The 22280-nt window shown below is 47.4% G+C and carries 21 protein-coding genes; 15 read left to right on the top strand and 6 right to left on the bottom strand.

Annotated features, from left to right (window positions below; translation table 11 throughout):
• Nucleotides 1-4: 4 nt before the first annotated feature.
• Nucleotides 5-214, top strand: a complete 210-nt coding sequence (locus AC060N_RS00880) for an RNA-binding S4 domain-containing protein (RefSeq protein ID WP_479525501.1) — start codon at nt 5-7, stop codon at nt 212-214.
• A gap of 287 nt (nt 215-501) precedes the next feature.
• Here AC060N_RS00880 and AC060N_RS00885 read toward each other — a convergent pair whose 3' ends face one another.
• Nucleotides 502-1053 carry a GNAT family N-acetyltransferase gene (locus AC060N_RS00885; protein WP_479525502.1) on the bottom strand — a complete coding sequence of 184 codons (552 nt, stop codon included), beginning with the start codon at nt 1051-1053 and terminating at the stop codon, nt 502-504.
• Between the two features lie 77 nt (nt 1054-1130).
• Nucleotides 1131-2324 (bottom strand): phosphoglycerate kinase, encoded by a 1194-nt coding sequence (locus AC060N_RS00890; RefSeq protein ID WP_479525503.1) that lies wholly within the window; start codon nt 2322-2324, stop codon nt 1131-1133.
• A 195-nt stretch (nt 2325-2519) separates the two neighbouring features.
• Here AC060N_RS00890 and holB point away from each other — a divergent pair, with 195 nt between their 5' ends.
• The 8 genes from holB (at nt 2520) to porX (ending at nt 13256) form a co-directional block, all read left to right on the top strand.
• On the top strand, nt 2520-3647 hold the full coding sequence (gene holB, locus AC060N_RS00895; protein WP_479525504.1) for a DNA polymerase III subunit delta': 1128 nt from the start codon (nt 2520-2522) through the stop codon (nt 3645-3647).
• Between the two features lie 131 nt (nt 3648-3778).
• Nucleotides 3779-4984 carry a PSP1 domain-containing protein gene (locus AC060N_RS00900; protein ID WP_479525505.1) on the top strand — a complete coding sequence of 402 codons (1206 nt, stop codon included), beginning with the start codon at nt 3779-3781 and terminating at the stop codon, nt 4982-4984.
• Nucleotides 4953-5456 carry a gliding motility lipoprotein GldH gene (locus AC060N_RS00905; protein WP_106541169.1) on the top strand — a complete coding sequence of 168 codons (504 nt, stop codon included), beginning with the start codon at nt 4953-4955 and terminating at the stop codon, nt 5454-5456. The genes AC060N_RS00900 and AC060N_RS00905 overlap by 32 nt, the downstream gene beginning before the upstream one ends.
• 99 nt (nt 5457-5555) lie before the next feature.
• Nucleotides 5556-6272, top strand: coding sequence for a tRNA (guanosine(46)-N7)-methyltransferase TrmB (trmB, locus tag AC060N_RS00910; protein WP_479525506.1), 717 nt, complete (start codon nt 5556-5558; stop codon nt 6270-6272).
• Nucleotides 6273-6289: 17 nt separating this feature from the next.
• Entirely contained in the window at nt 6290-6640 is a 351-nt protein-coding gene (locus tag AC060N_RS00915) for an MGMT family protein (protein ID WP_479525507.1), read from the top strand.
• Nucleotides 6641-6700: 60 nt separating this feature from the next.
• Nucleotides 6701-7792 (top strand): Mrp/NBP35 family ATP-binding protein, encoded by a 1092-nt coding sequence (locus AC060N_RS00920; protein WP_106541172.1) that lies wholly within the window; start codon nt 6701-6703, stop codon nt 7790-7792.
• 174 nt (nt 7793-7966) lie between these two features.
• Nucleotides 7967-11644, top strand: a complete 3678-nt coding sequence (gene porW / locus AC060N_RS00925) for a type IX secretion system periplasmic lipoprotein PorW/SprE (RefSeq protein WP_479525508.1) — start codon at nt 7967-7969, stop codon at nt 11642-11644.
• 58 nt (nt 11645-11702) lie between these two features.
• Nucleotides 11703-13256: a T9SS response regulator signal transducer PorX gene (porX, locus tag AC060N_RS00930; protein ID WP_479525509.1), complete on the top strand. Its 1554-nt coding sequence runs from the start codon at nt 11703-11705 to the stop codon at nt 13254-13256.
• Nucleotides 13257-13262: 6 nt separating this feature from the next.
• On the opposite strand, the gene AC060N_RS00935 is transcribed toward porX, so the two are convergent.
• From AC060N_RS00935 to AC060N_RS00945, 3 genes are all read right to left on the bottom strand, one after another.
• Nucleotides 13263-13457: a DUF4177 domain-containing protein gene (locus AC060N_RS00935; RefSeq protein WP_153640962.1), complete on the bottom strand. Its 195-nt coding sequence runs from the start codon at nt 13455-13457 to the stop codon at nt 13263-13265.
• A gap of 81 nt (nt 13458-13538) precedes the next feature.
• Nucleotides 13539-14582 (bottom strand): dual-specificity RNA methyltransferase RlmN, encoded by a 1044-nt coding sequence (gene rlmN, locus AC060N_RS00940; protein ID WP_479525510.1) that lies wholly within the window; start codon nt 14580-14582, stop codon nt 13539-13541.
• Nucleotides 14583-14681: 99 nt separating this feature from the next.
• Nucleotides 14682-15362, bottom strand: a complete 681-nt coding sequence (locus AC060N_RS00945) for a ferredoxin--NADP reductase (protein ID WP_479525511.1) — start codon at nt 15360-15362, stop codon at nt 14682-14684.
• Nucleotides 15363-15562: 200 nt separating this feature from the next.
• Between AC060N_RS00945 and dcd the strand changes: the two genes are divergently transcribed.
• The 6 genes from dcd (at nt 15563) to tnpA (ending at nt 20055) form a co-directional block, all read left to right on the top strand.
• On the top strand, nt 15563-16081 hold the full coding sequence (gene dcd / locus AC060N_RS00950; RefSeq protein WP_479525512.1) for a dCTP deaminase: 519 nt from the start codon (nt 15563-15565) through the stop codon (nt 16079-16081).
• Entirely contained in the window at nt 16081-16350 is a 270-nt protein-coding gene (gene yidD / locus AC060N_RS00955) for a membrane protein insertion efficiency factor YidD (protein ID WP_463235433.1), read from the top strand. The genes dcd and yidD overlap by 1 nt, the downstream gene beginning before the upstream one ends.
• 9 nt (nt 16351-16359) lie before the next feature.
• A complete protein-coding gene (locus AC060N_RS00960) occupies nt 16360-17250 on the top strand; it encodes a metal ABC transporter solute-binding protein, Zn/Mn family (RefSeq protein ID WP_153640967.1) in 891 nt (296 codons plus the stop codon).
• 111 nt (nt 17251-17361) lie between these two features.
• The gene (locus AC060N_RS00965; RefSeq protein WP_153640968.1) at nt 17362-18117 is read left to right on the top strand and encodes a metal ABC transporter ATP-binding protein; all 756 of its coding nucleotides are present in this window, start codon (nt 17362-17364) and stop codon (nt 18115-18117) included.
• The gene (locus AC060N_RS00970) at nt 18117-18962 is read left to right on the top strand and encodes a metal ABC transporter permease (protein ID WP_479525513.1); all 846 of its coding nucleotides are present in this window, start codon (nt 18117-18119) and stop codon (nt 18960-18962) included. The genes AC060N_RS00965 and AC060N_RS00970 overlap by 1 nt, the downstream gene beginning before the upstream one ends.
• 688 nt (nt 18963-19650) lie before the next feature.
• A complete protein-coding gene (gene tnpA / locus AC060N_RS00975) occupies nt 19651-20055 on the top strand; it encodes an IS200/IS605 family transposase (RefSeq protein WP_479525514.1) in 405 nt (134 codons plus the stop codon).
• A 412-nt stretch (nt 20056-20467) separates the two neighbouring features.
• On the opposite strand, the gene AC060N_RS00980 is transcribed toward tnpA, so the two are convergent.
• Complete coding sequence (locus AC060N_RS00980; protein ID WP_479525515.1) at nt 20468-22261, bottom strand: bifunctional metallophosphatase/5'-nucleotidase; 1794 nt, start codon at nt 22259-22261, stop codon at nt 20468-20470.
• Nucleotides 22262-22280: the final 19 nt, after the last annotated feature.

The following is a 22280-nucleotide window of genomic DNA, read 5'->3' on the forward strand; positions in this document are numbered from 1 at the left end:
GAAAATGGAATATGCTCTGAACGGAACAGAATTCATCGAGCTGTTGAAATTGCTGAAATTAGCCCGTATTGCTGAATCGGGAGGTCAGGCAAAGCTGATGGTCGAAGATGGTGAAGTGAAGCGCAACGGTGAAGTAGAACTTCGAAAGCGGGCTAAAATAAGGGCTGGCGAGACGATTGAGATTTTTGGAGAGCAGATTAAAATTGTTGAATAAAACAAAAAGGGATGCGGGTGCATCCCTTTTTTGGGGAGGCCGGCAGGGGAACCGGCCTGTTAACAATAGCATGTGCTTTTGGTGGGAAAAGAGAAAACTTAAAAAAGGATTTGTTGATTCTCATTTCTGAAAGCTGAAACTAAGGTAAGAGGACAAGTTCGATAAAAAAAAAATTTTTGATGAACGGTCGTTTTTTTGTGATGAACGTACGGATCTGTTTAGTGAACGGAAAATTTCAACAAAAAAAAGGCCTTCTATTTATCAATAAATATGTGTTGTTTTTGGACTCATGGAACCTGTTTTTTCCATTCATCTTTTAACAAACTGAAAATTTCCAGATCAAAATACGAGTCACCGTGTTTTTCCCCTTGCCTTTCTATTCCTTCATAAGTAAAACCAAGCCGTTTGGGAACGGCACTGCTCCGGTTGTTTCCCACTGCACATCGAATGGTAATGCGATTCATTTGCAGTCTTTTGAAGGCGAGCTTGATTAATTGCATGGTGGTTTCGGTGATAATGCCTTTTCCTTCCTTGTTTTTTACCAGCCAGTAGCCAATTTCAGTTTTCCGGTTGACACGGTCGGTATTCACGTAGCCGATCAGGCCTGAGAATTCTTCGTCGTGCCATATGGTAAAGACTTCTTCTTTTTCGTGGGGCTTTTTGCTGGTAACTGAGGAAATAAATTCTTCTGTGTCTTCCGGTTTCCGGGTAAAACTGACGAATGGAAGCCATTTGCTCAGGTGTTCGCGGTTCCTATCCACAGCCTCAAAAACAGTATCAACGTGTTCCATCCCCAGACTTTCGAGGTAAAAACCCGGACGAATTGAAATTCGGCTCATAAGATTCTGGTTTTTATGCAAATTAAAAAACCCGGACAAAATTGCCCGGGTTTGACGCATATAATAATGCAATAATTTTATTGACGAACGGCTGCAATTCCCGGAAGGTCTTTTCCTTCGAGGTATTCGAGAAGTGCACCACCGGCAGTTGAAATGTAGGAAACACCGTCGGCAATACCGAATTTGTTGACGGCTGCCACTGAGTCTCCACCACCTACGAGTGAGAATGCTCCTTTTTTAGTTGCTTCAACAACGGCAGCACCAATTGCTTTGGTTCCTTCAGCAAATTTGTCCATTTCGAAAACACCTACCGGACCATTCCAAAGAACAGTTTTCGATTCGCTGATTACCTTGTTGAATTTCTCAATGGTTTTCGGACCTACATCCAGTCCCTGCCATCCGTCTTCAATATCGTTGGCCGGAACAACCTTGGTGTTGGCAGTTTCTGCAAAGTCGTCAGCTTCCAGTACATCAACAGCGAAGTGCAGTTGAACACCTTTGGCTTCGGCTTTTTTCATCAGGTCTTTTGCCAAATCGAGATAATCATCTTCGCAGATGGAATCACCGATTTTTCCTCCCTGCGATTTCACGAAAGTGTAAGTCATACCACCACCAATGATGAGGTGATCGACACGCTCGAGAAGGTTTTCAATAATGGTGATCTTGGAAGAAACTTTGGAACCTCCCATGATAGCGGTGAAAGGACGCTGCGGCTCTTTCATTACTTTCTCGAGGCTGGCTACTTCGCTACCTACAAGGAATCCGAACATTTTGTCATTCGGGAAATACTGTGCAATCACAGCGGTTGAGGCGTGAGCGCGGTGAGCAGTACCAAATGCATCGTTCACCCAGCAATCACCCATTTCGGAGAGCTGGCGGGCAAATTCAGCATCGCCTTTGGTTTCTTCGCCATGGAAACGAAGATTTTCGAGAATCAGCACTTCACCTGGCTGCAATGCGTCGGCTATTTTCTTGGTTTCCTCACCAATGCAATCGGGAGCAATTTTTACAGTGCGTCCGCCGAGCAGATCAGAAAGATGCGGGACCAGATGTTTGAGAGAAAATTTGTCTTCCGGTCCGTTTTTCGGACGGCCCAGGTGGGACATGATAACGGGTGAACCGCCTTTTTCAATCACTTTTTCAATGGTAGGTAATGCGGCGCGCATCCTTGTATCATCAGTAATTTCGAACTTTTCGTTCAACGGCACATTGAAGTCGACGCGAATCAACGCTTTTTTGCCGGAAAAATCGTAAGTCTCTATTGTCTGCATGTTTCGCTGTGTTAAAAATTTAGCTTCCCCAAAGATAGGAAAATCATGCTATATAACATACCGAAACCCCGTTTTTTCCCGAGCCATTTCGATGATTTAACGGTGGCATGGTTGCACAGTTTTTTTCTACCTTTGAGGGAAATTATCGTGAAATCCCGGTGGGAAACCGGACGTGACCTTATAATTGAAAATTGCATGCAGTTTAAAGATATTATCGGACAATCAGAGGTGAAAAAGCAACTGGTACAGGAAGTTGCCGAAGATCGTATTCCGCATGCACAATTGTTAACCGGTCCGGCCGGAAACGGTAAACTGGCCATGGCCTATGCTTTCGGACAGTATTTGAATTGTACGAACCGGAAGGATGGTGATTCGTGCGGCGAGTGCAGTTCGTGTCGTAAATTCTCAAAATTGATTCACCCCGATTTGCACATGATTTACCCGGTGGTGAAAAGTGACAAATTCAAAGAACCGACCAGTACCGATTATATCGATAAGTGGCGGCCTTTCTTCCTGGAAAATCGCTACCCGGCATTTGAGAAATGGATGAACCTGATTGCCGATGAAAATAAGCAGGGCACTATTTATGTGTATGAGGCGCGGGAAATTATCCGGAAACTGAATCAGAAAGCGTTCGAGAGTGGCTATAAAGTGGCCATTGTTTGGTTGCCCGAGCAGATGAATGCGGAGTGTGCGAACAAGCTGCTGAAGATGATTGAGGAGCCGCCGGCCCGCACGGTTTTCCTGCTGGTGGCGGAGGATGAGGAGCAAATCATCAGCACCATTCGGTCGCGCTGCCAGGTGGTTCGCATTCCGCGCATTGCCGATCACGATCTGGAAGCTGGTTTAGCGACACATCCTTCTGTTGGGACACAAAACCCGGCGACGGTCGCCCGTTTGGCACGGGGAAATTTCATTTATGCGCTGGAGCTTCTGGAGAATGATGAGCTGCGGGCTTCCAATCACGAAAATTTCACGAAGCTGATGCGACTGGCTTATTCCCGAAAGGGGAATTCTGAATTGCTGAAGTGGACCGACGAAGTTTCCCGGATTGGAAGAGTAAAGCAGAAAAGTTTTCTGCAGTATTGCAGTGAATACCTTCGCGAGAATTTTGTGCTGAATATGAAGGAGCCGGAATTGGTTTATATGGATGACCAGCAATCGGATTTTTCGGCCCGTTTTGCGCCGTTCATTCACGAGCGCAATGTGATTCCGTTGTTTCAGGAGTTCGAACAGGCCTACCGGGATATCAGCATGAATGGCAATGCCCGCATCATTTTTTTGGATTTGGCCCTGAAGGTGGCTATCTTCCTGCGTTCGTAAAAGCGCGAACATGTGAAATCAGGCTTTGTCGGAAGCCGATCGCGATTTCGTGTAAATCATTATTTTTGTAGAAAATCAGTACAATCGAGCCTTCCCGAAAAGGTTGAGGGCTACTAAATATATATAACTGTATGAGTTCTCAGGAAAAGCTGGCACGAGGGTGCCCGTCATCCACTGTTGCCGGTTCGACGGCGAAGCTGGATGTTTTTAATTGGTTAAAAGACGTTCCCAATATTCTCAATCCGGATGATATCGTTGAAGTCCGGTTCAAAAATACCCGTAAAGATTACTACCGAAATGTAAATGGCCTGAAGCTGAAAGAGGGAGATGTGGTAGCTGTAGAAGCAAATCCGGGACATGATATCGGTGTGGTCTCATTGGTCGGTGATTTGGTGCTGAAACAGATGAACCGTCATAAGGTAACCTACGTTGACGGTGAATTGCGCAAAGTATACCGAAAAGCCAAACCGGTGGATATTCAGAAATGGGAAGAGGCGATGGCGCTGGAGCATGACACCATGCTGAAAGCGCGTAAAATTGCCGAGGATCTCCGGCTTGATATGAAGATTGGAGATGTGGAATACCAGGGCGATAAGACAAAAGCTATTTTTTATTATATCGCCGACGAGCGTGTGGATTTCCGGCAGTTGATTAAGGTGTATGCCGAAACATTCCGTATTCGGATTGAAATGCGCCAGATTGGTGCCCGGCAGGAAGCTGGCCGGATTGGGGGTATCGGTCCTTGTGGACGCGAATTGTGCTGCAGCTCGTGGATCACCAATTTTGTTTCGGTAACGACCAATGCTGCCCGTTACCAGGAAATTTCGCTGAATCCGCAGAAACTGGCCGGACAGTGCGGTAAACTGAAGTGCTGTTTGAATTACGAGCTTGATTCGTACATCGACGCGCAAAAGGACTTCCCGCCGAATAACATTCCGCTGGAGACGGAAAAAGGAAACTACAATTTCCTAAAGGCAGATATCTTCAAAAGGCTTTACTGGTATGCGCCCGCTGAACATCAGCCCGGTGGCCAGGTTGCCATCTCGGTGGACAAAGTGAAGGAAATTATCCGTCTGAATAAAGCCGGAAAGAAAGTTCCGCAGTTGACTTCGGAACCGGTAGCTGTTGAGCAAGCCGAAGTATTAGATTACCACAAGGTAGTCGGACAGGATAGTCTCGATCGCTTCGATAAGCCGTCGTCTTCGCGCAATCGTCGGAAAAAGAAACGGCGGAAACCGTCGAACCGAAGCAATGATCCATCATCATCATCAAGCAATCAAAAACCTTCCGGCAATAGCAAAAATCATGGGAAACCGAGAAAACCGAGGAAACGCTAAATGGATTGCCGGCCTGATGCTTTTGGTTTGGGCCGGAATACTTTATTCGTGCAGTGGTGGTGCTGTGTACGACGAATATCATCAACTGAAAGGTTCAAAATGGAACAAGGATTCTGTCTTGGATTTTACGGTGAATATTCCCGACTCGACCACATTGTACAATATCTATTTCAACGTTCGGAACGAAGGTTCCTATCCGTATCAAAACCTGTGGCTGTTTATTAAAGTGACGCCACCCGATGGCGGTAAACTGATGCAGGATACCGTGGAGCTGATGCTGGCGAATGATGCCGGTAAATGGTACGGTTCAGGAATTGGTGATATGTACGATAAAAAGTATCCGTACAAGCACGATGTTTATTTCCCGAATCCCGGTGATTACACCTTCTCTGTGCAGCAGGGAATGAGAAGTAAGGACGGGATATTGAAGGGAATACACGACTTTGGTTTTCGTGTGGAAAAAGCGAATTGACAATGCAAAATATAGAAGGGGCTGAGCAGGCCCTTTCTTGTGACTATTTAATTACACAGAACAATCGTGGGGAAAAATAAGCTGTCGAAGTTTGCCGAAATGGAAACTTTCGAACACGTGGTGCAGGTGCCTTTCAAGGTACTGAAGGAAGAAGGCTTTGGTATGAAAGGCCAGTGGAATGAGCGCTTTTTCAAGAATGAGAATCCCATCGTTTTGGAACTGGGATGTGGCAAAGGCGAATACACGGTTGGGTTGGGACGCCGGTTTCCCGACCACAATTTTATCGGGATCGATATTAAAGGTGCCCGGATGTGGCAGGGAGCAAAAGAATCGTGGGAAGACCAGATGAACAATGTCGGATTCTTGCGGACCAACATTGAACTGTTGGATGCCTTTTTTGCTCCGGGAGAAGTGGCTGAAATCTGGATTACATTCCCCGATCCGCAAATGAAAAAGGTGCGTAAGCGGTTAACATCGACCAGGTTTGTGGAATTGTATCGGAGCTTTCTGAAACCCGGTGGCGTTATTCACCTGAAGACAGACAGTAACTTTATGTACCAGTACACCCGGGCGATGATTGAAGAGAATCACCTTCCGGTGGATGTGGATACGGACGATTTGTATCAATCCAATCTGGCCAACGAGATACCGGAAATCCGCACATTTTACGAACAGCAGTGGCTCGAACGAGGAAAGACCATCAAATACCTTCGTTTTCATCTGAAAGAGGGTGAGCTGACGGAGCCCGATGTAGAGCTGGAGCCTGACGATTACCGTAGCTTTGGCCGGAGCAAGCGCCGTCAGCCAGACGATTAAGCAATAATATTGTCATCATGTCCGACTTTTACGAAAATGTGTACGATGTGGTCCGGCAAATCCCGGTAGGCAGGGTTACCAGTTATGGTGCCATTGCTCGCTATCTGGGCTCGCTGCAATCGTCGCGCATGGTCGGTTGGGCCATGAATAACGCACATAATCAGCAGCCTTATGTTCCGGCGCACCGGGTGGTGAATCGTAAGGGACTGTTAACCGGGAAGGTGCACTTTGGTGGCCCCGACGTGATGCAGGAACTGCTGGAAAGCGAAGGTATCGAAGTGGTTGATGACCAGATTATCGATTTTCAAAAGCGCTTTTGGGACCCTATGAAGGAACTTCCGTTCGACGAAACTTTTCCTACACCATAAACGGATAATGTTCTCCTTATTTATAACTTTGTTTTTCAATTTCAAGAAAATACTTACGATATGGCTATTGTTCCCAAGCAGATTACCGATATTCTACGATCGGTAAAATTCCCGGGTTCGGAAGAGAATGTGGTGGAGCTGGATATGGTTCAGGAGATCCGGATTGCCGGTACCCGCATTAGTTTTACCCTGGTTTTTCAAAAAGACAACGACCCCAATATTCAAAACGTGGCTCAGGCTTGTGCCGAAGCGATTGAAGATGAGCTGGGCTCTGAGGTAGAAATCAGCATTACGCCGAAAGCGATTCATCGCATGCAGGCGCCCGTTCTTCCCGGGGTGAAGAATACGATTGCGGTTGCTTCGGGTAAAGGAGGCGTCGGTAAATCGACTGTGGCGGTCAATTTAGCGGTAGCGCTGGCGAAAACCGGAGCGAAAGTGGGATTGATTGATGCCGATATTTTCGGTCCTTCGGTTCCTAAAATGTTCGACGAGGAAAATGCCCGTCCGGTGATGACCAAAGTGGAAGGCCGCGATTTGATTGTTCCGGTTGAGAAATACGGTGTAAAGTTGCTGTCCATCGGTTTCTTTGTAAATAAAGAAGATGCTTTGGTATGGCGCGGGCCGATGGCTTCCAACGCGTTGAAGCAGCTGTTGATTGAAGCCGACTGGGGCGAACTCGACTATCTTCTGATTGATATGCCTCCCGGAACCAGCGATATTCACCTGACGTTGGTACAGACTATTCCGGTTACGGCATCGGTCATTGTGACAACACCGCAGGAAGTGGCTTTGGCCGACGTGGTGAAAGGTGTGGCCATGTTCAATAGTAAATCGGTCGATGTTCCGGTTCTGGGAATTATCGAAAACATGTCCTGGTTTACGCCGGCTGAACTTCCCGACAGTAAATACTACATCTTCGGAAAAGATGGCGGAAAAGAACTGGCAGAACAGCTGGAGATTCCGTTGCTCGGACAAATCCCGTTGGTTATGAGTATCCGCGAAGGCGGTGATAACGGGGTTCCGGCTGCATCGAAAGAAGATTCGGTAACCAGTCAGGCGTTCCTGGAAGTTGCCGAACAGGTTGTTCATCGTTTGGATCTTCGCAATAAGTTTTTCAAACCTTCACGAAAAGTGAAAACCGAAAGAAAATAACTGCGATAGCAGTCAGCAAGGAGGGCACGGAAAAATCGGTGCCCTCTTTTTTTGCATGGTATTTGACAGATTGCTGGCTTAATTATCTTTATATCTTTGTGGCAGAGCGATTCATTTTGGTTATTTTACCGCTCGTTGCTGAATTCCAATTTCCCATAGCAAAAGGAAGAATTGTTGAAGCTGAAAACCCGATATATTTTTTTTCTGCTTGGCCTGAGTGGATTGGTACTGGGATGTTCGACCAGTAAAAATACGTTCATGTCGAGAGCCTACAATAACCTAACTTCACACTATAACATCTATTTCAATGCGAAAGAAAGTGTGAAATCGGGATTGGGGCAGGTCGATCAGGCCGTGAAGAACGACTACACGCACATCCTTCCGTTATATAAAGCGAGCGAAAAAGAGGCGGCTAATGCCGCGCGTTCGACGATGGACGTAGCGATTATGAAGTGCTCGAAGTTGATTACGCAGCACTCCATTACCAGGAAACCACGCCGGCGAAGTAACCGTTCGGAACGGTACAAGGAATTTGCTTCGAAAACGGAATTCAACAAATGGGTCGATGATGCATACCTTTTAATGGGGCGGGCTTATTTCTACAAGCACAATTATTACCGGGCCATCGAGAATTTCTCCTATGTTATTCGCAACTTCAGCAAAGAGCCGATTCGCTATGAAGCCTACCTTTGGTTGGCCCGTGCATACAACGAGAATGGACAATACAGCAATGCCCGGGATATTTTCGATTTGCTGCAGGGCGATCCCAACTTCCCGAAAAAGCTGTTGAAAGAATTTGAGCTGGTGCAGACTGATTATTTCATGAAGCAGGCCCAGTACCGACAAGCCATCCCGCATTTGAAGTCGGCTGTAAATAACCGGTTTCCCCGAAAGAAAAAACTCCGTTACAACTATATCCTGGCGCAATTGTATGCCGAAACCGATCAACAAGCTGATGCAGTAGCTTACTACCGGAAGGTGTTGAAGATGCGTCCACCTTACGAGATGGCATTTAACGCGCGGATTAACCGGGCCGAAGAATACACCGGAGCCGGAAGTGCCGACGATCTGAAAAAACAGTTGCGGCGCATGCTTCGCGACGAGAAGAATGAAGAGTTCCGCGATCGGATTTACTTTGCTATGGGAAAAGTGGCGATGAAGGAAGGCATGAAGGCAGAAGCTATTGATGACTACCGGAAATCGGCTGCTTACAGCAAAAACAATAATGCGCAGCGTGCAGAGACCTGCCTGACCCTGGCTCGTATTTATTTTCAGGACGAAAACTATGTGCAATCGCAGAGTTACTACGACAGCACATTGGTTGTGATTGACAATACGTATCCCGGATACGACGAGATTTCATCGCGGGCAGCGAGTTTGGGCCGTTTGGTGACCAATCTGAATACCATCACACGGGAAGATAGTTTGCAACGGTTGGCACAAATGACAACGGCTGATCGGAATGCATTGGTTGATAGCTGGATTTCCAAAATCAATAAGGAAGAGGCTCAGAAACGGGAAGAAGAACGCAACCAGCAGTTGACGCAAAATTATTACCGGTATAACCAGCGAAGAAATACGATTCAAGGAAGCAACGACGGCTCGTGGTATTTTTATAATCCTACTACAGTGGGAATCGGGAAAGAAGAGTTCCGCCGCATTTGGGGAAAAAGAAAGCTGGAGGATAACTGGCGGAGGCTGAATAAAAACCAGCTTTCGGCAAGCGATACGGACCAGCTGGCCGAAGAAACACAAAGCGACTCCGCTCAGGTGACGGAACAGCGGGTTTCCGATCCGCGACAGCGCGATTATTACCTGCAGGATGTGCCGTTGACTGACTCATTGATGGCGGCTTCCAACGACCGGTTGATGCTGGCTTATTATAATGCCGCACGAATCTATCGTTCGGAATTCAACGATTATCAGCGTTCGGCGGAAATGCTGGAGGAACTGGACCGGAAATTCCCGGGAGGAAGCCTGGAGCTCATGTCCTGGTTCGACTTGTATCAGATATACAAAACACAGGAGAAAACGGCGGATGCCGCCAAGTATGAGCAGCTGATTGTCGCCAAATATCCCAACTCGAAATACGCAAAATTCCTGAAAGACCCGAACTATTTTGTGACGCTGGAGGCTCAGCGCGACAGCATGAACCGGATGTACAGCAAAGCATTCAGCTTGTATCAGGATCGGGATTTCAAAGGAGCTGCACAAAAAGCCCGGCAGTTGTTGGCCATGCATCCCGACACGAACCTGGTAGCCAAGACCCGCTTCCTGGAAGTGGTTTCGAAAGGTACGCAGCAGGATCGCAAAGTATTTGCCGATAGTCTGAAAGCTTACATTGCTGCCAATCCGCATGCTGAAACACTGCCGCTGGCCAATAAAATTTACAGTCGGCTTCAGGATAGTACGCTGGCTGATTACCAGAAAATGCTGGCGGAAGGATATATCCATCAGAATATTCAGAACCCGGAAGTTGTGCAGGAGGAGAACCAAAAGAACGATGAGTTCGGTGGCAAATTCTCTTACAAGGAAGATGTGTTCCATTATTTTGTTATCGTCTTCCCGCGTCAGGCGAAGGTGGATGTCAACCGCTTGATTTTCGACATCGCCAATTACGATATTGACTATTACACGCAGCAGGATTTCGATATTGAAAAAGTGAATCTGAACGCGCGTTCGCAGATGGTGGTCGTGCGCAGTCTTCCTGATAAGGAGGAGGGATTGATCTATTTCCGATCCATCATCCGGAAACGGAAAGTATTCGAAACGCTCAAAGGTGTGGAATATGTCAATTTCATTGCTTCGTCGCCGAACTACCGGACGTTGCTGGCGGATCATGATTACCATGAATACCTGAAGTTCTTCATGAAGAATTACAGCCGGTACATCAGTTCCGACTTCCCGCAGAATGAATTGCCTAATCCGGAAGAGTTGCTGGCCAAAGCGCGTAAGCAGGAAGAGCCGGAAGAAAAGGGGCAGTTTGTGGTGGTGAAAACGACGGTCGATCCGAACAGTTATCACCGGACATCTGATGAAGCGCATCAGTTTGTGCTGATTCCGGAAAATACGAAGCAGAATTTGCAGCCGTTGCAGGAGTTATTTGCTGCATTCGATTCGACCAATTATGCCGATTTGAACCTGGCTGTTGTTAAAGGAACCGTTTCCGGGAAACCGGCATTACTGGTAACCGGTTTAACAGGGGAAGCTGTGGCAAAAGATTATTTTCGAGCCGTGGTGAAAACCCGCGAGTTGTTTGCTCCGTTAAACGGTGGAAACTACCGGAATTTCTATATTTCGGAATCGAATCTGAAATTGCTGGAGAAAAAGAAAGACATTGATGGTTACATGGATTTCTTCTCTCGCGCTTATCTGGGAAAAATTCCACAACCGAAAAAAACGGAGGAAACACCTGCGACGCAAAAAGCAGCAGCTGAAACAACAACTCCGGCAGCCCAACCGGCACCCTCGTACAACGGACCGTACAATACCAACCTGGGAGATGATAACCGGTTTATCCTGGTCTTCTCAGCTGCAGGTGTTGATTTGGCGAAATTGCAATCGGGTTTCGAGAAGTTTAACACGGACAATTTTGGTTCTGGTAAAATCAAAGTGGAGACCGAACCGCTGGACGCTAACCGGATGATGTTAGTGATTAGTGGCCTCGGAGGAAAGGAAAGTTCGATGGTCTATTTCCGTAAGGTGATTGCCAGCCGACCGCTGTTTACACCGTTGGAAGACAAGGAGTACAGAAACTTTGTCATCAGCGCGGCCAATGAGAAGATTCTTAAGCAAAAGAAAAATCTCACACCTTATCTCGAGTTCTTTGGTCAGTTCTACCTGAAAAACTAGATAGTTTTTTTAAATTGGGACTGCGGTAAGACAAAGACGTTAATCCTGAACTTAATATATGAAGACGATCCGAATTCTTTGGGCTGACGATGAAATTGATTTGCTTAAACCTCACCTGCTTTTCCTGGAAGGAAAGGGGTATAGCGTAACTGCTGTAACAAACGGCGATGATGCCATCGAACAGGTCAACCGAAAGAACTTTGACATTATTTTTCTTGATGAGAATATGCCCGGACTTAGTGGCCTGGAAACACTCGCCTCCATCAAGAATGTTGTCCCCGGAATCCCCGTGGTGATGATTACCAAAAGTGAGGAAGAGGACATTATGGAGGAGGCCATCGGTGCCAAAATCGCTGACTACCTTATTAAGCCTGTCAATCCCAATCAGATTCTACTCTCCATTAAGAAGAATATCGAGAAGACGGAGTTGGTTACCCGGAAAACGACCTCTGCTTATCAGAGTGAGTTTGCTCGATTGGGGATGCAAATCAACGACTCGCTGACACACGAGGATTGGGTGGAAGTGTACCGGAAACTGGTTTTCTGGGAATTGGAACTCGAGGAATCGGATGATCACACGATGGACGAAGTGCTGCTGATGCAGAAAAGTGAAGCGAACCAGGCATTTTCCCGTTTCGTGAAAAAGAATTATTTCGACTGGCTGGAACAACCGGCCGGCGAACGCCCGTTAATTTCTCCCGATCTTTTCCGTCACCGCGTTTTCCCGTTGCTCGACCAGGGTGAAAAAGTCTTTGTCTTGCTGATTGATAATCTCCGATACGATCAATGGCGTATTCTTCAGCAGATTGTTCGGGAATATTACACGACCGACGAAGAGGAATTGTACTTCAGTATTTTACCTACTGCGACGATGTATGCCCGGAATGCGATTTTTTCAGGATTGATGCCGTCCGAAATTGCCAAAACCTATCCGAATCTTTGGTTGAATGAAGAGGAAGAGGGCATCAAGAATCAGCACGAAGAGGAGTTGTTTACCCGCCAGATGGCTCGTTATGGGCGAAGTGAGAAATTCAGTTTCGAAAAGATGACCAACCTGAAATCAGGCCGGCGTGTGCTCGATAACCTCGCCAATATGCTCGAAAATCCACTTTCCGTGATGGTCATCAACTTTGTCGATATTATGTCGCATGCGCGGACGGAAATGGACATGATTCGCGAGCTGGCCAACGACGAAGCGGCTTACCGATCTCTCACCGAATCGTGGTTCCGACACTCTCCATTGCTCGAGTTGATTAAGGAGCTGTCGACAAGAGATATCAAGCTCGTGGTCACGACCGACCACGGTACCATTCGCGTTCACAATCCGCTTAAGGTGATAGGCGAACGGTCAACAAATACCAACCTGCGCTACAAGCAGGGGCGTAATCTGAAATACAATCGGAAGGAAGTATTTGAAATGACGAACCCGGGAGCGGGATTTTTGCCGTCGTCCAATGTCAGTTCAACGTTTATTTTCGCCAGTGGAACCGATTTCTTCGCGTACCCGAATAACTACAATTATTACGTGAGTTATTACCGAGATACCTTCCAGCACGGTGGTATTTCACTGGAGGAAATGCTCGTGCCGTTTGTTACGCTTTCTCCGCGTTAAGCAAAATTACATTCGCTGACGTTCGAAAATAAGCTCAAAATAGCTGGCAGAACCGTACCCCGAAGTTGGCGGTGCAAAAATCTGTACCAGCTTCCAGCCGTCTTTTGTCATGCGCGCTGTTACTTCGTGGTAGTCTTCTTTGGGCTTCCTAAAAAAAGGAGTCAGCTTGATGCGGTAGAATTTGTATTCGTAGCGATCCATGGGTTGGAAGATTAATTGTTTTCACCCAAGGTAAAACGAATTTGTGAAATTCTGTCTGGATTTTTTGCTTTTGCGAAGAGCTTAATAGTCCGGCTCTTCTTCTTTTTTCACCAGCGCTTTGGTCGACAGTAATCCGCAGGCAGCGTAAATATCCTGTCCGCGCGAAGCACGAATGGTGGTCAGAATTCCTTTGCTGTTGAGCAAATCCTTGAATGACTGCAGTGTCTCTTCATCGCTGCTTTTGAGCGGTGTATCCGGAATAGGATGGAACCGGATGAGGTTGATGCGGCATTTGATGCCGTTGAGGATGCGGGCCAGCTCCTTGGCGTGTGCCGGGGTATCGTTCAATCCGCCAAACATGATGTACTCGAATGAAACGCGGCGTTGCCGGCCAAATTCCCAGCTTTTGATTTCATCCAGCACTTTCTGAATAGGGTATGCCGTTTGAATCGGCATCAGCTGTTTGCGCTCGTCATCGAATGGTGAGTGCAGGCTGACAGCCAGATGGGCAGTGCTGGTTTCCAGGAATTTTTTCATTGCCGGAATGATACCAATGGTCGAAACGGTGATCCGCTTTGGACTCATCGCATAGCCCCAGTCCGACGTCAGGATTTCGACGCTCTTCAGGACATTGTCGAGGTTGTCGAACGGTTCGCCCATACCCATATAGACGATGTTGGTCACTTCGCCATTTTCCTCGATGCTGCGAATCTGGTTCACGATTTCGCCGGCTGTCAGGTGTCCCTGGAAACCTTGCTTTCCGGTCATACAGAAGAGGCAGCCCATTTTACAACCGACTTGCGACGAAACACAAACCGTTTTGCGATCATCGTCAGGGATCATCGCTGTTTCGATAAATTTTGCATGGTCGGTCGGGAAGAGATATTTTTTCGTGCCGTCGATGCTGGCCTGTACCTTGGTCGGTTCGGTCAGTCCGAACGTATAACGCTCCTTCAGCGCTTCTCTTCCTTTCACCGACAGGTTGGTCATTTCGTCGATGGACCGAATGTCCTTTTTATACAGCCAGTCGGCCATCTGCTTTGCCGCAAACTTGGGCAAGCCAACCTGTTCCGCTACCGCTTTCAGTTCGTCCAGGGTTTTTCCAAATAATCTTTCCTTCTCCATGCTGCTCCTCTGTTTAGGCCAAAGCTTTTGATTTTCCTTTAACCGCTGCAAAGATAATCAATGTACACCGCATCACGAACGATGCATGTAAATCGTTCATTAAAAATAGATTTCGGCCACAATGTTTCCGTAGGGAATTCCTTTCCGGATGAGCAGGTCGCGGGTTTCGACGACCATTTCCGGACTACCGCAGAGATAGAATTTCTGATCCTTCGGTAAATTATTCTGGTCTTCCAGGAAATGGGTAAGTCGTCCGTGGTACACATCGCCGCCTTTTTCCTGCGAACAGCAACGGATATACTGATCTTTCAATTCCGGCAGGAACTCATCTTCGAAGTAAAAATTTTGGAGGTAACGTCCGCCATGTACAACCGTTTTGTTTGTGCCCAAACCTGATTTGAACATGCTGTAAAATGGTGCGATACCCGTTCCGGATGCGACCCACCAGGCTGGTTCATCATCACCGGTGAAATCACCCATCGGTTCCGAAATCAGAATTGAATCGCCGGGCTGTAACTTGGCCAGACGCGGTGTGAGCCAGCCGCCGCCTTTTACGTTGAACAGGATTTTCAATTCGTCTTCTTTTTCGCCGCTGCAAATGCTGTACATGCGAGGTGGTTCGCCTTCCGGCAGACCGATTTTTACCACCTGCCCTGCTTTGAAATCGTGGAGCCGGGGCAAGGAAAGGACATAAACACCGGGCGCAATCTCTTCATTTTTCAAAAGCGCCACCTGGTATAATTCATCGTCGTATTTTGTGTAATCAGCTGATTTTCCCATAAAGCGTTATGCGTTTGTGTTGAATAAACACCCATCCATCCGGTTGGTTCAGCCTCAGGAAAAATCAGGCAACTTTCGTCAAAAATGACTGATGCACTATAATTTGGACAGCTTTCTCCGAAATTCCTTTTAAAAATTTCGGCAGTCATGCTAAAAAAGGTAATTTTACATCTTGAATCTCATGGAAATACCTTCGAAAGATGATCCTGTCGGGAAAGGAAATTGAAAAACAGCTGAACCGGAAGATCTTTATTGATCCCTTCCGGCCTGAGCAGTTGAATCCGAACAGTTACAATCTTCGTTTGCATAACCAACTATTGGTGTACGATGAGGATGTGCTTGACATGAAGAGTCCGAACAAGGTGAGTGAGATGGAAATTCCACCGGAAGGCCTGACACTGCAACCCAATAAACTGTACCTGGGACGTACCTTGGAGTACACCCGGACCGAAGATTACGTTCCGATGCTCGAAGGACGTTCGTCTGTCGGGCGACTGGGGCTGTTTATTCATGTGACGGCAGGCTTCGGCGATGTGGGATTCAGCGGTTACTGGACACTGGAAATATTTTGTGTTCAGCCGGTTCGTATCTACGCTGGTGTGGAAATCTGCCAGATTTACTACCATACCATCGACGGGGAGTACGAACGATATCAAAGTGGAAAATATCAATTGAATCAGGGGATACAACCGAGTTTACTTTACAGGGATTTTGAGTGATGGGAAAGTGGGTTCGTAAAATTTTTATCTGGATTTTGAAGATCCCGGTATACTTCTACCGGTATTTCATTTCGCCAATGACACCGGCTTCGTGCCGTCATATTCCAACGTGTTCGGAGTATGCGATAAAGGCGCTGGAAATTCACGGGCCTTTTAAAGGTTTATATTTGGGAACCCGCCGCATTCTGCACTGTCATCCCTGGGGAACACATGGTCTCGATCCGGTTCCGCCAAGAAAAATTAAAGTGAAACCCCTTAAACTGAAGTAGCATTTCTGCATGAAGAAGATTTTAATTTTGTTGACCATTGCGTCATTTCTGTTTGGTTCCTGTTCAAATCGTTCGCACAAATCGTCTGGTGGAAGTCAGGCTGATTCTGCTGCGGTTTTTGTCAGTATTTTACCGTTAAAATATTTTGCCAAACAAATTATTGGCGATCGGTTTCCCGTTGAGGTGATGGTTCCGCCGGGTGCCAGCCCGGCTACTTATGAGCCTACGCCCCGGCAAATACAAAAACTTTCGAATGCAGCGGCCTACTTTGCGGTTGGTCATCTTGGTTTTGAGAATGCGTGGTTGAATCGCATCCGGCAGGCCAATCCCAACATGGAATTGTTTTACACCGACACCGGAATTACGCTGATTAAGGGTGATACCATACAACATGGCGACCATGATCACCACGAAGGAGTTGATCCGCATATCTGGACATCGCCCAAGCAGGCCAAGCAAATTGCCATCAATATCTTTGAAGGAATGGTGGCCATCGATCCGGGCAACCGGGAATATTACTACCAGAACCTGCAGAAGCTGTTCGACGAAATTGCCCGGGTTGATCATGAGGTGAGTATGAAGCTGTCGTTGCTGAAGGGAAAGCGGTTCCTGATTTTCCATCCGTCGCTGGGCTACCTGGCACGCGACTATGGTCTGATTCAGGAATCCATCGAATTTGAAGGGAAATCACCTTCGCCCAAACACATGGAAGAGATTGTTAAAAAGGCCCGGAAGCAGCACATCAAGCTGATCCTGATTCAGAAGCAATTCGATAAAGCGGACGCTGAAACCATTGCCCGCGAAATCCATGCCGATGTGATGCAAATCGACCCACTGGACGAGGACTGGCCAAAGGAAACACTCTCTATTGCAGCCAAGTTGTTTGACAGTCTTTGGTGAACTACTCACGCTTAGGGTTGTTACTTCATTGTTTAATTGCTAATTTCATTTTTTACTGACGGAATATTCCATCGGGGAATGAACCGGCGGTTGAAACGGAAACGAATACACATGGAAAGTCTCCTCGAAATACGCAATATGTCCGCGGGCTACGAAAAAAAAGTGGTCCTGAGCAACGTGAACCTGACCGTTAATCCCCAAGATTTTATCGGGGTAATTGGCCCCAATGGAGGTGGAAAAACGACCTTGCTGAAAACCATGCTGGGGTTGTTGCCACCCATCAAAGGCGAAATTGTTTTCAATGAGTCGATGCGGGAAGGTTCCCATCATCATATTGGGTATCTGCCGCAGGTGAACCGGATTGACAAGAAGTTTCCCATTACGGTTTTTGATGTGGTGCGAAGCGGACTGATGTCGCGGAACCGGCTGATTGGACGTTATTCCCGCGAGGAAAACGAACGAACTACCGATTTGCTGCAAAAGATGGGTATTTACACTTTGCGGAAAAAAGCAGTCGGCGAACTGTCAGGCGGACAGTTGCAACGGGTGTTGTTGAGCCGTGCGTTGGTGAACCAGCCGAAATTGCTGATTCTGGACGAGCCGAACACGTATGTCGACAATAAGTTTGAGCGTGAGTTGTACGAGCGGCTGCGTATCCTTAACAAGGATATGGCGATTATGCTGGTTTCGCACGACGTGGGTACGATTACTGCTTATGTAAAAACCATCGCTTGTGTGAATCGCAACCTGCATTACCACCCGTCGAATAAAATATCAACCGAACAACTGGCGGCTTATGAATGTCCGATTCAGATTATCTCGCACGGACAAATACCGCACACCGTTCTCTTACAACACGATCACTAATGGATAGCCTGGCCTCAATTTTTCAATTCGGATTTTTTCAGAATGCCTTCTGGGCGGCGCTCATGGCGAGCATCACCTGTGGACTGGTAGGAACATACATCGTTTCGCGACGCATTGTTTTCATCAGCGGAGGTATTACGCACGCTTCGTTTGGTGGAATCGGTCTGGGCTATTTCCTGGGCATTAACCCGATTCTGGGAGCTTTGATTTTTGGTGTGTTGTCGGCACTGGGTATTGAATTCTTTACCCGGAAAGCAGATGTGCGCGAGGATTCGGCTATCGCGATGTTGTGGGCATTTGGTATGGCTATTGGAATTATTTTCGTTTACCTCACGCCAGGTTATGCACCCAACCTGATGAGTTACCTTTTCGGGAATATCCTGACGGTTTCAGCCGGGAATTTGCTTTTCATGGGGCTGATAACGTTGGCGGTGATTGCCTTTTTCATCACCTTCTTCCGGATGATCCTGTTTGTGTCGTTCGACGAAGAGTTTGCCCTGACGAACAACGCGCCGGTAAGGTTATTCAACCTGGTGTTGATTAGTTTGGTGGCGCTAACTATCGTGATGAATATTCGCGTAGTAGGAATCATCCTGGTGATGTCACTGCTGACCATTCCGCAAGCCATTTCCAATATCTTCACCCGGAACTTCGGTACCATGATGATTCTGTCGGTGATTTTTGCCTTCATTGGTTCCATGGCCGGACTACTTTTCTCCTATTCCTTTAATATTCCCTCCGGCGCCTCCATCATCTTTGCGTTGGTCATCCTCTTCGGAATCCTGAAACTGGGCTCGGCTGGACTGGAACGACTCGGTAAGAACATGAGGTTGCCGCGGGTCTGAGGCACCAAAAACTTTCTGTGTTTTCTCGTGCCCGGTCTCCCGGGGGAGCAAAATCCGCGTGCGTTTTTTCATGCCCGGCCCCCCGGGGAACAAAATACGTCCGTGTTTTTTCATGCCCGGGCTCCCGGGGAACGGAATCCGTTCGCGTTCTCTCACGCCCTGGCTCCAGGGGAACAAAAACCGTTGAAGTTTTTTGATGCCGCAGCCCGGAGACAAAGAAAATTCTGAGAGCTTTTTCATATCACAACAACACGGGACGCAAATTTTCAAAGATTTCATTGTTTCGATTCAACTCCTTTGGAGTTGCTTGTTAGTAAGGTTGCTGGTCCTCCGGTTTCACCGGAGGTGAAAAATCGTTATTCCCTAACGGGAAAGAGAATCCATCGGTTTGGAGTATAATTCAATTTGATGTTTCCAGTGAGACCGGGTAATAATATATTTATCAATATTTGTATTGGCATATTATCAGTTTTTCCTAATAGGAAAACAACGCACCAAACGCCAAAATCAAATCGGGGACTTCTTCCGGCGACGCCGGATAAATATTCTTCTCCCCCAATGGAATTGGGGGTTGGAGTACTTCGGTTATATACAACCCCGAAGTGGGTTGAATAATCTTCTCAAATCTTCGTAACTTATTTATTCGAAGAAAATTTCACTCCCAAGAACCTTTGAAAGTTATACGACCATGGCCAGTTACCATCAAATCCTTTATCACATTACATTCCGGACGAAGAATAACCAAAAAGTACTTCACTACTCCAATAACGATGACTTATTGAGATACATATGGGGCATCTTGAAAAACAAAAATTGTAAGCTATATCGGGTTAATGCGGTTTCAGATCATGTACACTTGGTTTGTCATCTTCATCCTTCAGTGGCATTAGCTGATTTAGTTCGGGAAATAAAGGTTTCTACTTCGCTTTGGATAAAGAGAGAGAAACTCTATCCTCAATTCAAAGGATGGGCTGAAGGCTACGGAGCTTTTACCATATCACTAAGGGAGAAGGACGCAACCATAAGATATGTGATGAATCAACAAGAGCATCACAAGAAGCCGATTTTCGAGAGGAATACATCAAGCTTTTAAATGAGAACGGAGTTACGTTCGACGAGAAGTATCTACTATAAGAATATTCAACTCCTTTGGAGTTGCTTGTTAGTAAGGTTGCTGGTCCTCCGGTTTTGCCGGAGGTGAAGAATGATTATTCCCTTGCGGGAATCTCCGTTACCAGATGCTGAGACCAAAATCTACTTACCCTTTCTGGTTAGAGCCTAGGGGAAGAATAATTCGAACCTTAACGGGAAAATAATTCATCTGGTTTGTGAACCAAATAAGGTTGACGTTTCCGGCGAAGCCGGGTGAACTATTCTTCACCCCCAATGCAATTGGGGGTTGGGTTTCTGAGGTTGGACCCCAACCCCGAAGCGGGTTGAATTAAATAAAAAAAGGCCGCCTTCCCAGACAGCCTTTTCTATATATTTTCCCGGAAGGACAACCATCAATTGTTTCCTTCCTTTCCGAACATCATCGGTTCGTCGACGGCGCGGGCTTTTTTCTCCCAGGCTTGTGGAATCACTTTCCAGTTCTCCGGATTAACCGGAGTATAAGTTCCCTGTTTTTCCAGCCACTTCATCATGTAAAAGCGCAAATCCTTTTCGGTGGTGCTGATGCGCCGCGCATTCAACTCGTCATGCGGAATGCCGGCTCCCTCTTCGAGGTGACCGCCGCCGCCATTTCCCCGGTAGGAATTCACCGCCACTTTGTAGATGTGGTTTTCCCGGAAGGGCGTTCCGTCCGACATGGAGTTGATGTGTACGCGGTGACCGGCTGGTTTGCGCACATCGACGGTGTACTTGATGCCGCCGGCCGAATCGAAATTGAAATACGGCTTGGCCAGCGAATACGTGCCGCGACCTTTGTTCTCCATTAGGTGGCCCTCTTTGTCCTTGCGGAAGTTGATGAGGTGGTCATTCGGGCTTTTCATGGTATTGAACCAACCGGCGTACGAATATTCCAGGTATCCTTTGATCTCTTTCCCGGAGAGCTTCATCGTGTACAACAGGTTCTCGTATTTGTACAGGCGGAACATGTCGCGGACGTACAGCTCGCCTTTTTTCAGTTGCGTGTCAAAAATGGTGGGAGCCGAGAGGGAAATGTCGGCGCCGCTCTGCGCCAGCTGCACTTTGTGGATGAGTCCCATAAAGCTCGAGCTACCAAAGAAAGCATCGCGGGTATCAATTTCGCCCGTGAGCTTGGCCACCGGCTGGTTCACCCATTTTTTCACCTCATTCACAAACGGCTTAAAGTGCGCCATGTATTCCGGATCGGGCTGGTAGTTTTTGGAATGCTTCACCTCGGAAGTGATTTCCTTCTTCCATGTTTTGTCGGAGCTGTCGTAAGTCAGCTTCATTTTGGCTACCGGAAATTCGCGTGCATGGGCCTGTGGTCCCATAATAAGTACTTTTTTGCCGGCGGTGTTGGTTACCCACTTGTTCCACTCGCGGTGGTCGTGGCCGGCAAACACAATGTCGAAGCCGGGCACTTGTTCAGCTACCAGCGCCGAGGCGTTTTCGTTTTTGTAGGTCTTGGCAGTCGTTCCGCCGTAGGTATAATCGACACCCGAGTGGAACAGGCCAATCAGCACATCGGGGTGCTCTTTCTCCTGGATAATTTTCACCCATTTGCGGGCGGTTTCAATCATGTCTTCGAACTCCATCCCTTTCCAGATTTTTTCCGGAAGCCAGTACGGAATGTGCGGGGTAATCATGCCCAGAACGGCAATCTTCACGCCCTCTTTCTCGATGATGGTGTAGGGCTTGAAATACGGTTTTCCGTCGTCGGTGCGGACGGCGTTGGCCGCCATCCACGGCATGTGCATCTCGCTGCGCACCTTGTCGTACACGTGATGTCCTGCTTCGATGTCGTGGTTACCTACGGTGGCGGCGTCGTACTTCATGAAATTGTAGACCCGAGCCACGATGTTGGTACTATCGGGCTGCAGGAAATTGGAGAAATATACGTCGGGTTCGCCTTGCAGAATGTCGCCGTTGTCGAGCAATATCACATCCTGGTCGGGTTTGGCCCGCTCGGCTTTCACGTAAGAATAAACCGATGCCAGCGAATGACTGGCGGTCGTATCGGTCATGAAATTCCACGGGAAAAGAGAGCCGTGTACATCGCTGGTTTCAATGAATTCGAGGTTGACGGTTTTCTTCTGGCAGGAAGAAAGGAGAAGCGTGAGCGAAAGAATCAGCAGCAGGTACCTTCCGCGCGCAAGATGTTTCCAGTTCATAATTGAATTTTCGATGGGT

Source organism: Prolixibacter sp. DSM 2831 (assembly GCF_056493735.1).

Coding starts and splice junctions, on each gene's coding strand:
- AC060N_RS00880 (WP_479525501.1), top strand. CDS start 5: ATGGAATATGCTCTGAACGGAACAGAATTCATCGAGCTGTTGAAATTG.
- AC060N_RS00885 (WP_479525502.1), bottom strand. CDS start 1,053: ATGAGCCGAATTTCAATTCGTCCGGGTTTTTACCTCGAAAGTCTGGGG.
- AC060N_RS00890 (WP_479525503.1), bottom strand. CDS start 2,324: ATGCAGACAATAGAGACTTACGATTTTTCCGGCAAAAAAGCGTTGATT.
- holB (WP_479525504.1), top strand. CDS start 2,520: ATGCAGTTTAAAGATATTATCGGACAATCAGAGGTGAAAAAGCAACTG.
- AC060N_RS00900 (WP_479525505.1), top strand. CDS start 3,779: ATGAGTTCTCAGGAAAAGCTGGCACGAGGGTGCCCGTCATCCACTGTT.
- AC060N_RS00905 (WP_106541169.1), top strand. CDS start 4,953: ATGGGAAACCGAGAAAACCGAGGAAACGCTAAATGGATTGCCGGCCTG.
- trmB (WP_479525506.1), top strand. CDS start 5,556: ATGGAAACTTTCGAACACGTGGTGCAGGTGCCTTTCAAGGTACTGAAG.
- AC060N_RS00915 (WP_479525507.1), top strand. CDS start 6,290: ATGTCCGACTTTTACGAAAATGTGTACGATGTGGTCCGGCAAATCCCG.
- AC060N_RS00920 (WP_106541172.1), top strand. CDS start 6,701: ATGGCTATTGTTCCCAAGCAGATTACCGATATTCTACGATCGGTAAAA.
- porX (WP_479525509.1), top strand. CDS start 11,703: ATGAAGACGATCCGAATTCTTTGGGCTGACGATGAAATTGATTTGCTT.
- AC060N_RS00935 (WP_153640962.1), bottom strand. CDS start 13,457: ATGGATCGCTACGAATACAAATTCTACCGCATCAAGCTGACTCCTTTT.
- rlmN (WP_479525510.1), bottom strand. CDS start 14,582: ATGGAGAAGGAAAGATTATTTGGAAAAACCCTGGACGAACTGAAAGCG.
- AC060N_RS00945 (WP_479525511.1), bottom strand. CDS start 15,362: ATGGGAAAATCAGCTGATTACACAAAATACGACGATGAATTATACCAG.
- dcd (WP_479525512.1), top strand. CDS start 15,563: ATGATCCTGTCGGGAAAGGAAATTGAAAAACAGCTGAACCGGAAGATC.
- yidD (WP_463235433.1), top strand. CDS start 16,081: ATGGGAAAGTGGGTTCGTAAAATTTTTATCTGGATTTTGAAGATCCCG.
- AC060N_RS00960 (WP_153640967.1), top strand. CDS start 16,360: ATGAAGAAGATTTTAATTTTGTTGACCATTGCGTCATTTCTGTTTGGT.
- AC060N_RS00965 (WP_153640968.1), top strand. CDS start 17,362: ATGGAAAGTCTCCTCGAAATACGCAATATGTCCGCGGGCTACGAAAAA.
- AC060N_RS00970 (WP_479525513.1), top strand. CDS start 18,117: ATGGATAGCCTGGCCTCAATTTTTCAATTCGGATTTTTTCAGAATGCC.
- tnpA (WP_479525514.1), top strand. CDS start 19,651: ATGGCCAGTTACCATCAAATCCTTTATCACATTACATTCCGGACGAAG.
- AC060N_RS00980 (WP_479525515.1), bottom strand. CDS start 22,261: ATGAACTGGAAACATCTTGCGCGCGGAAGGTACCTGCTGCTGATTCTT.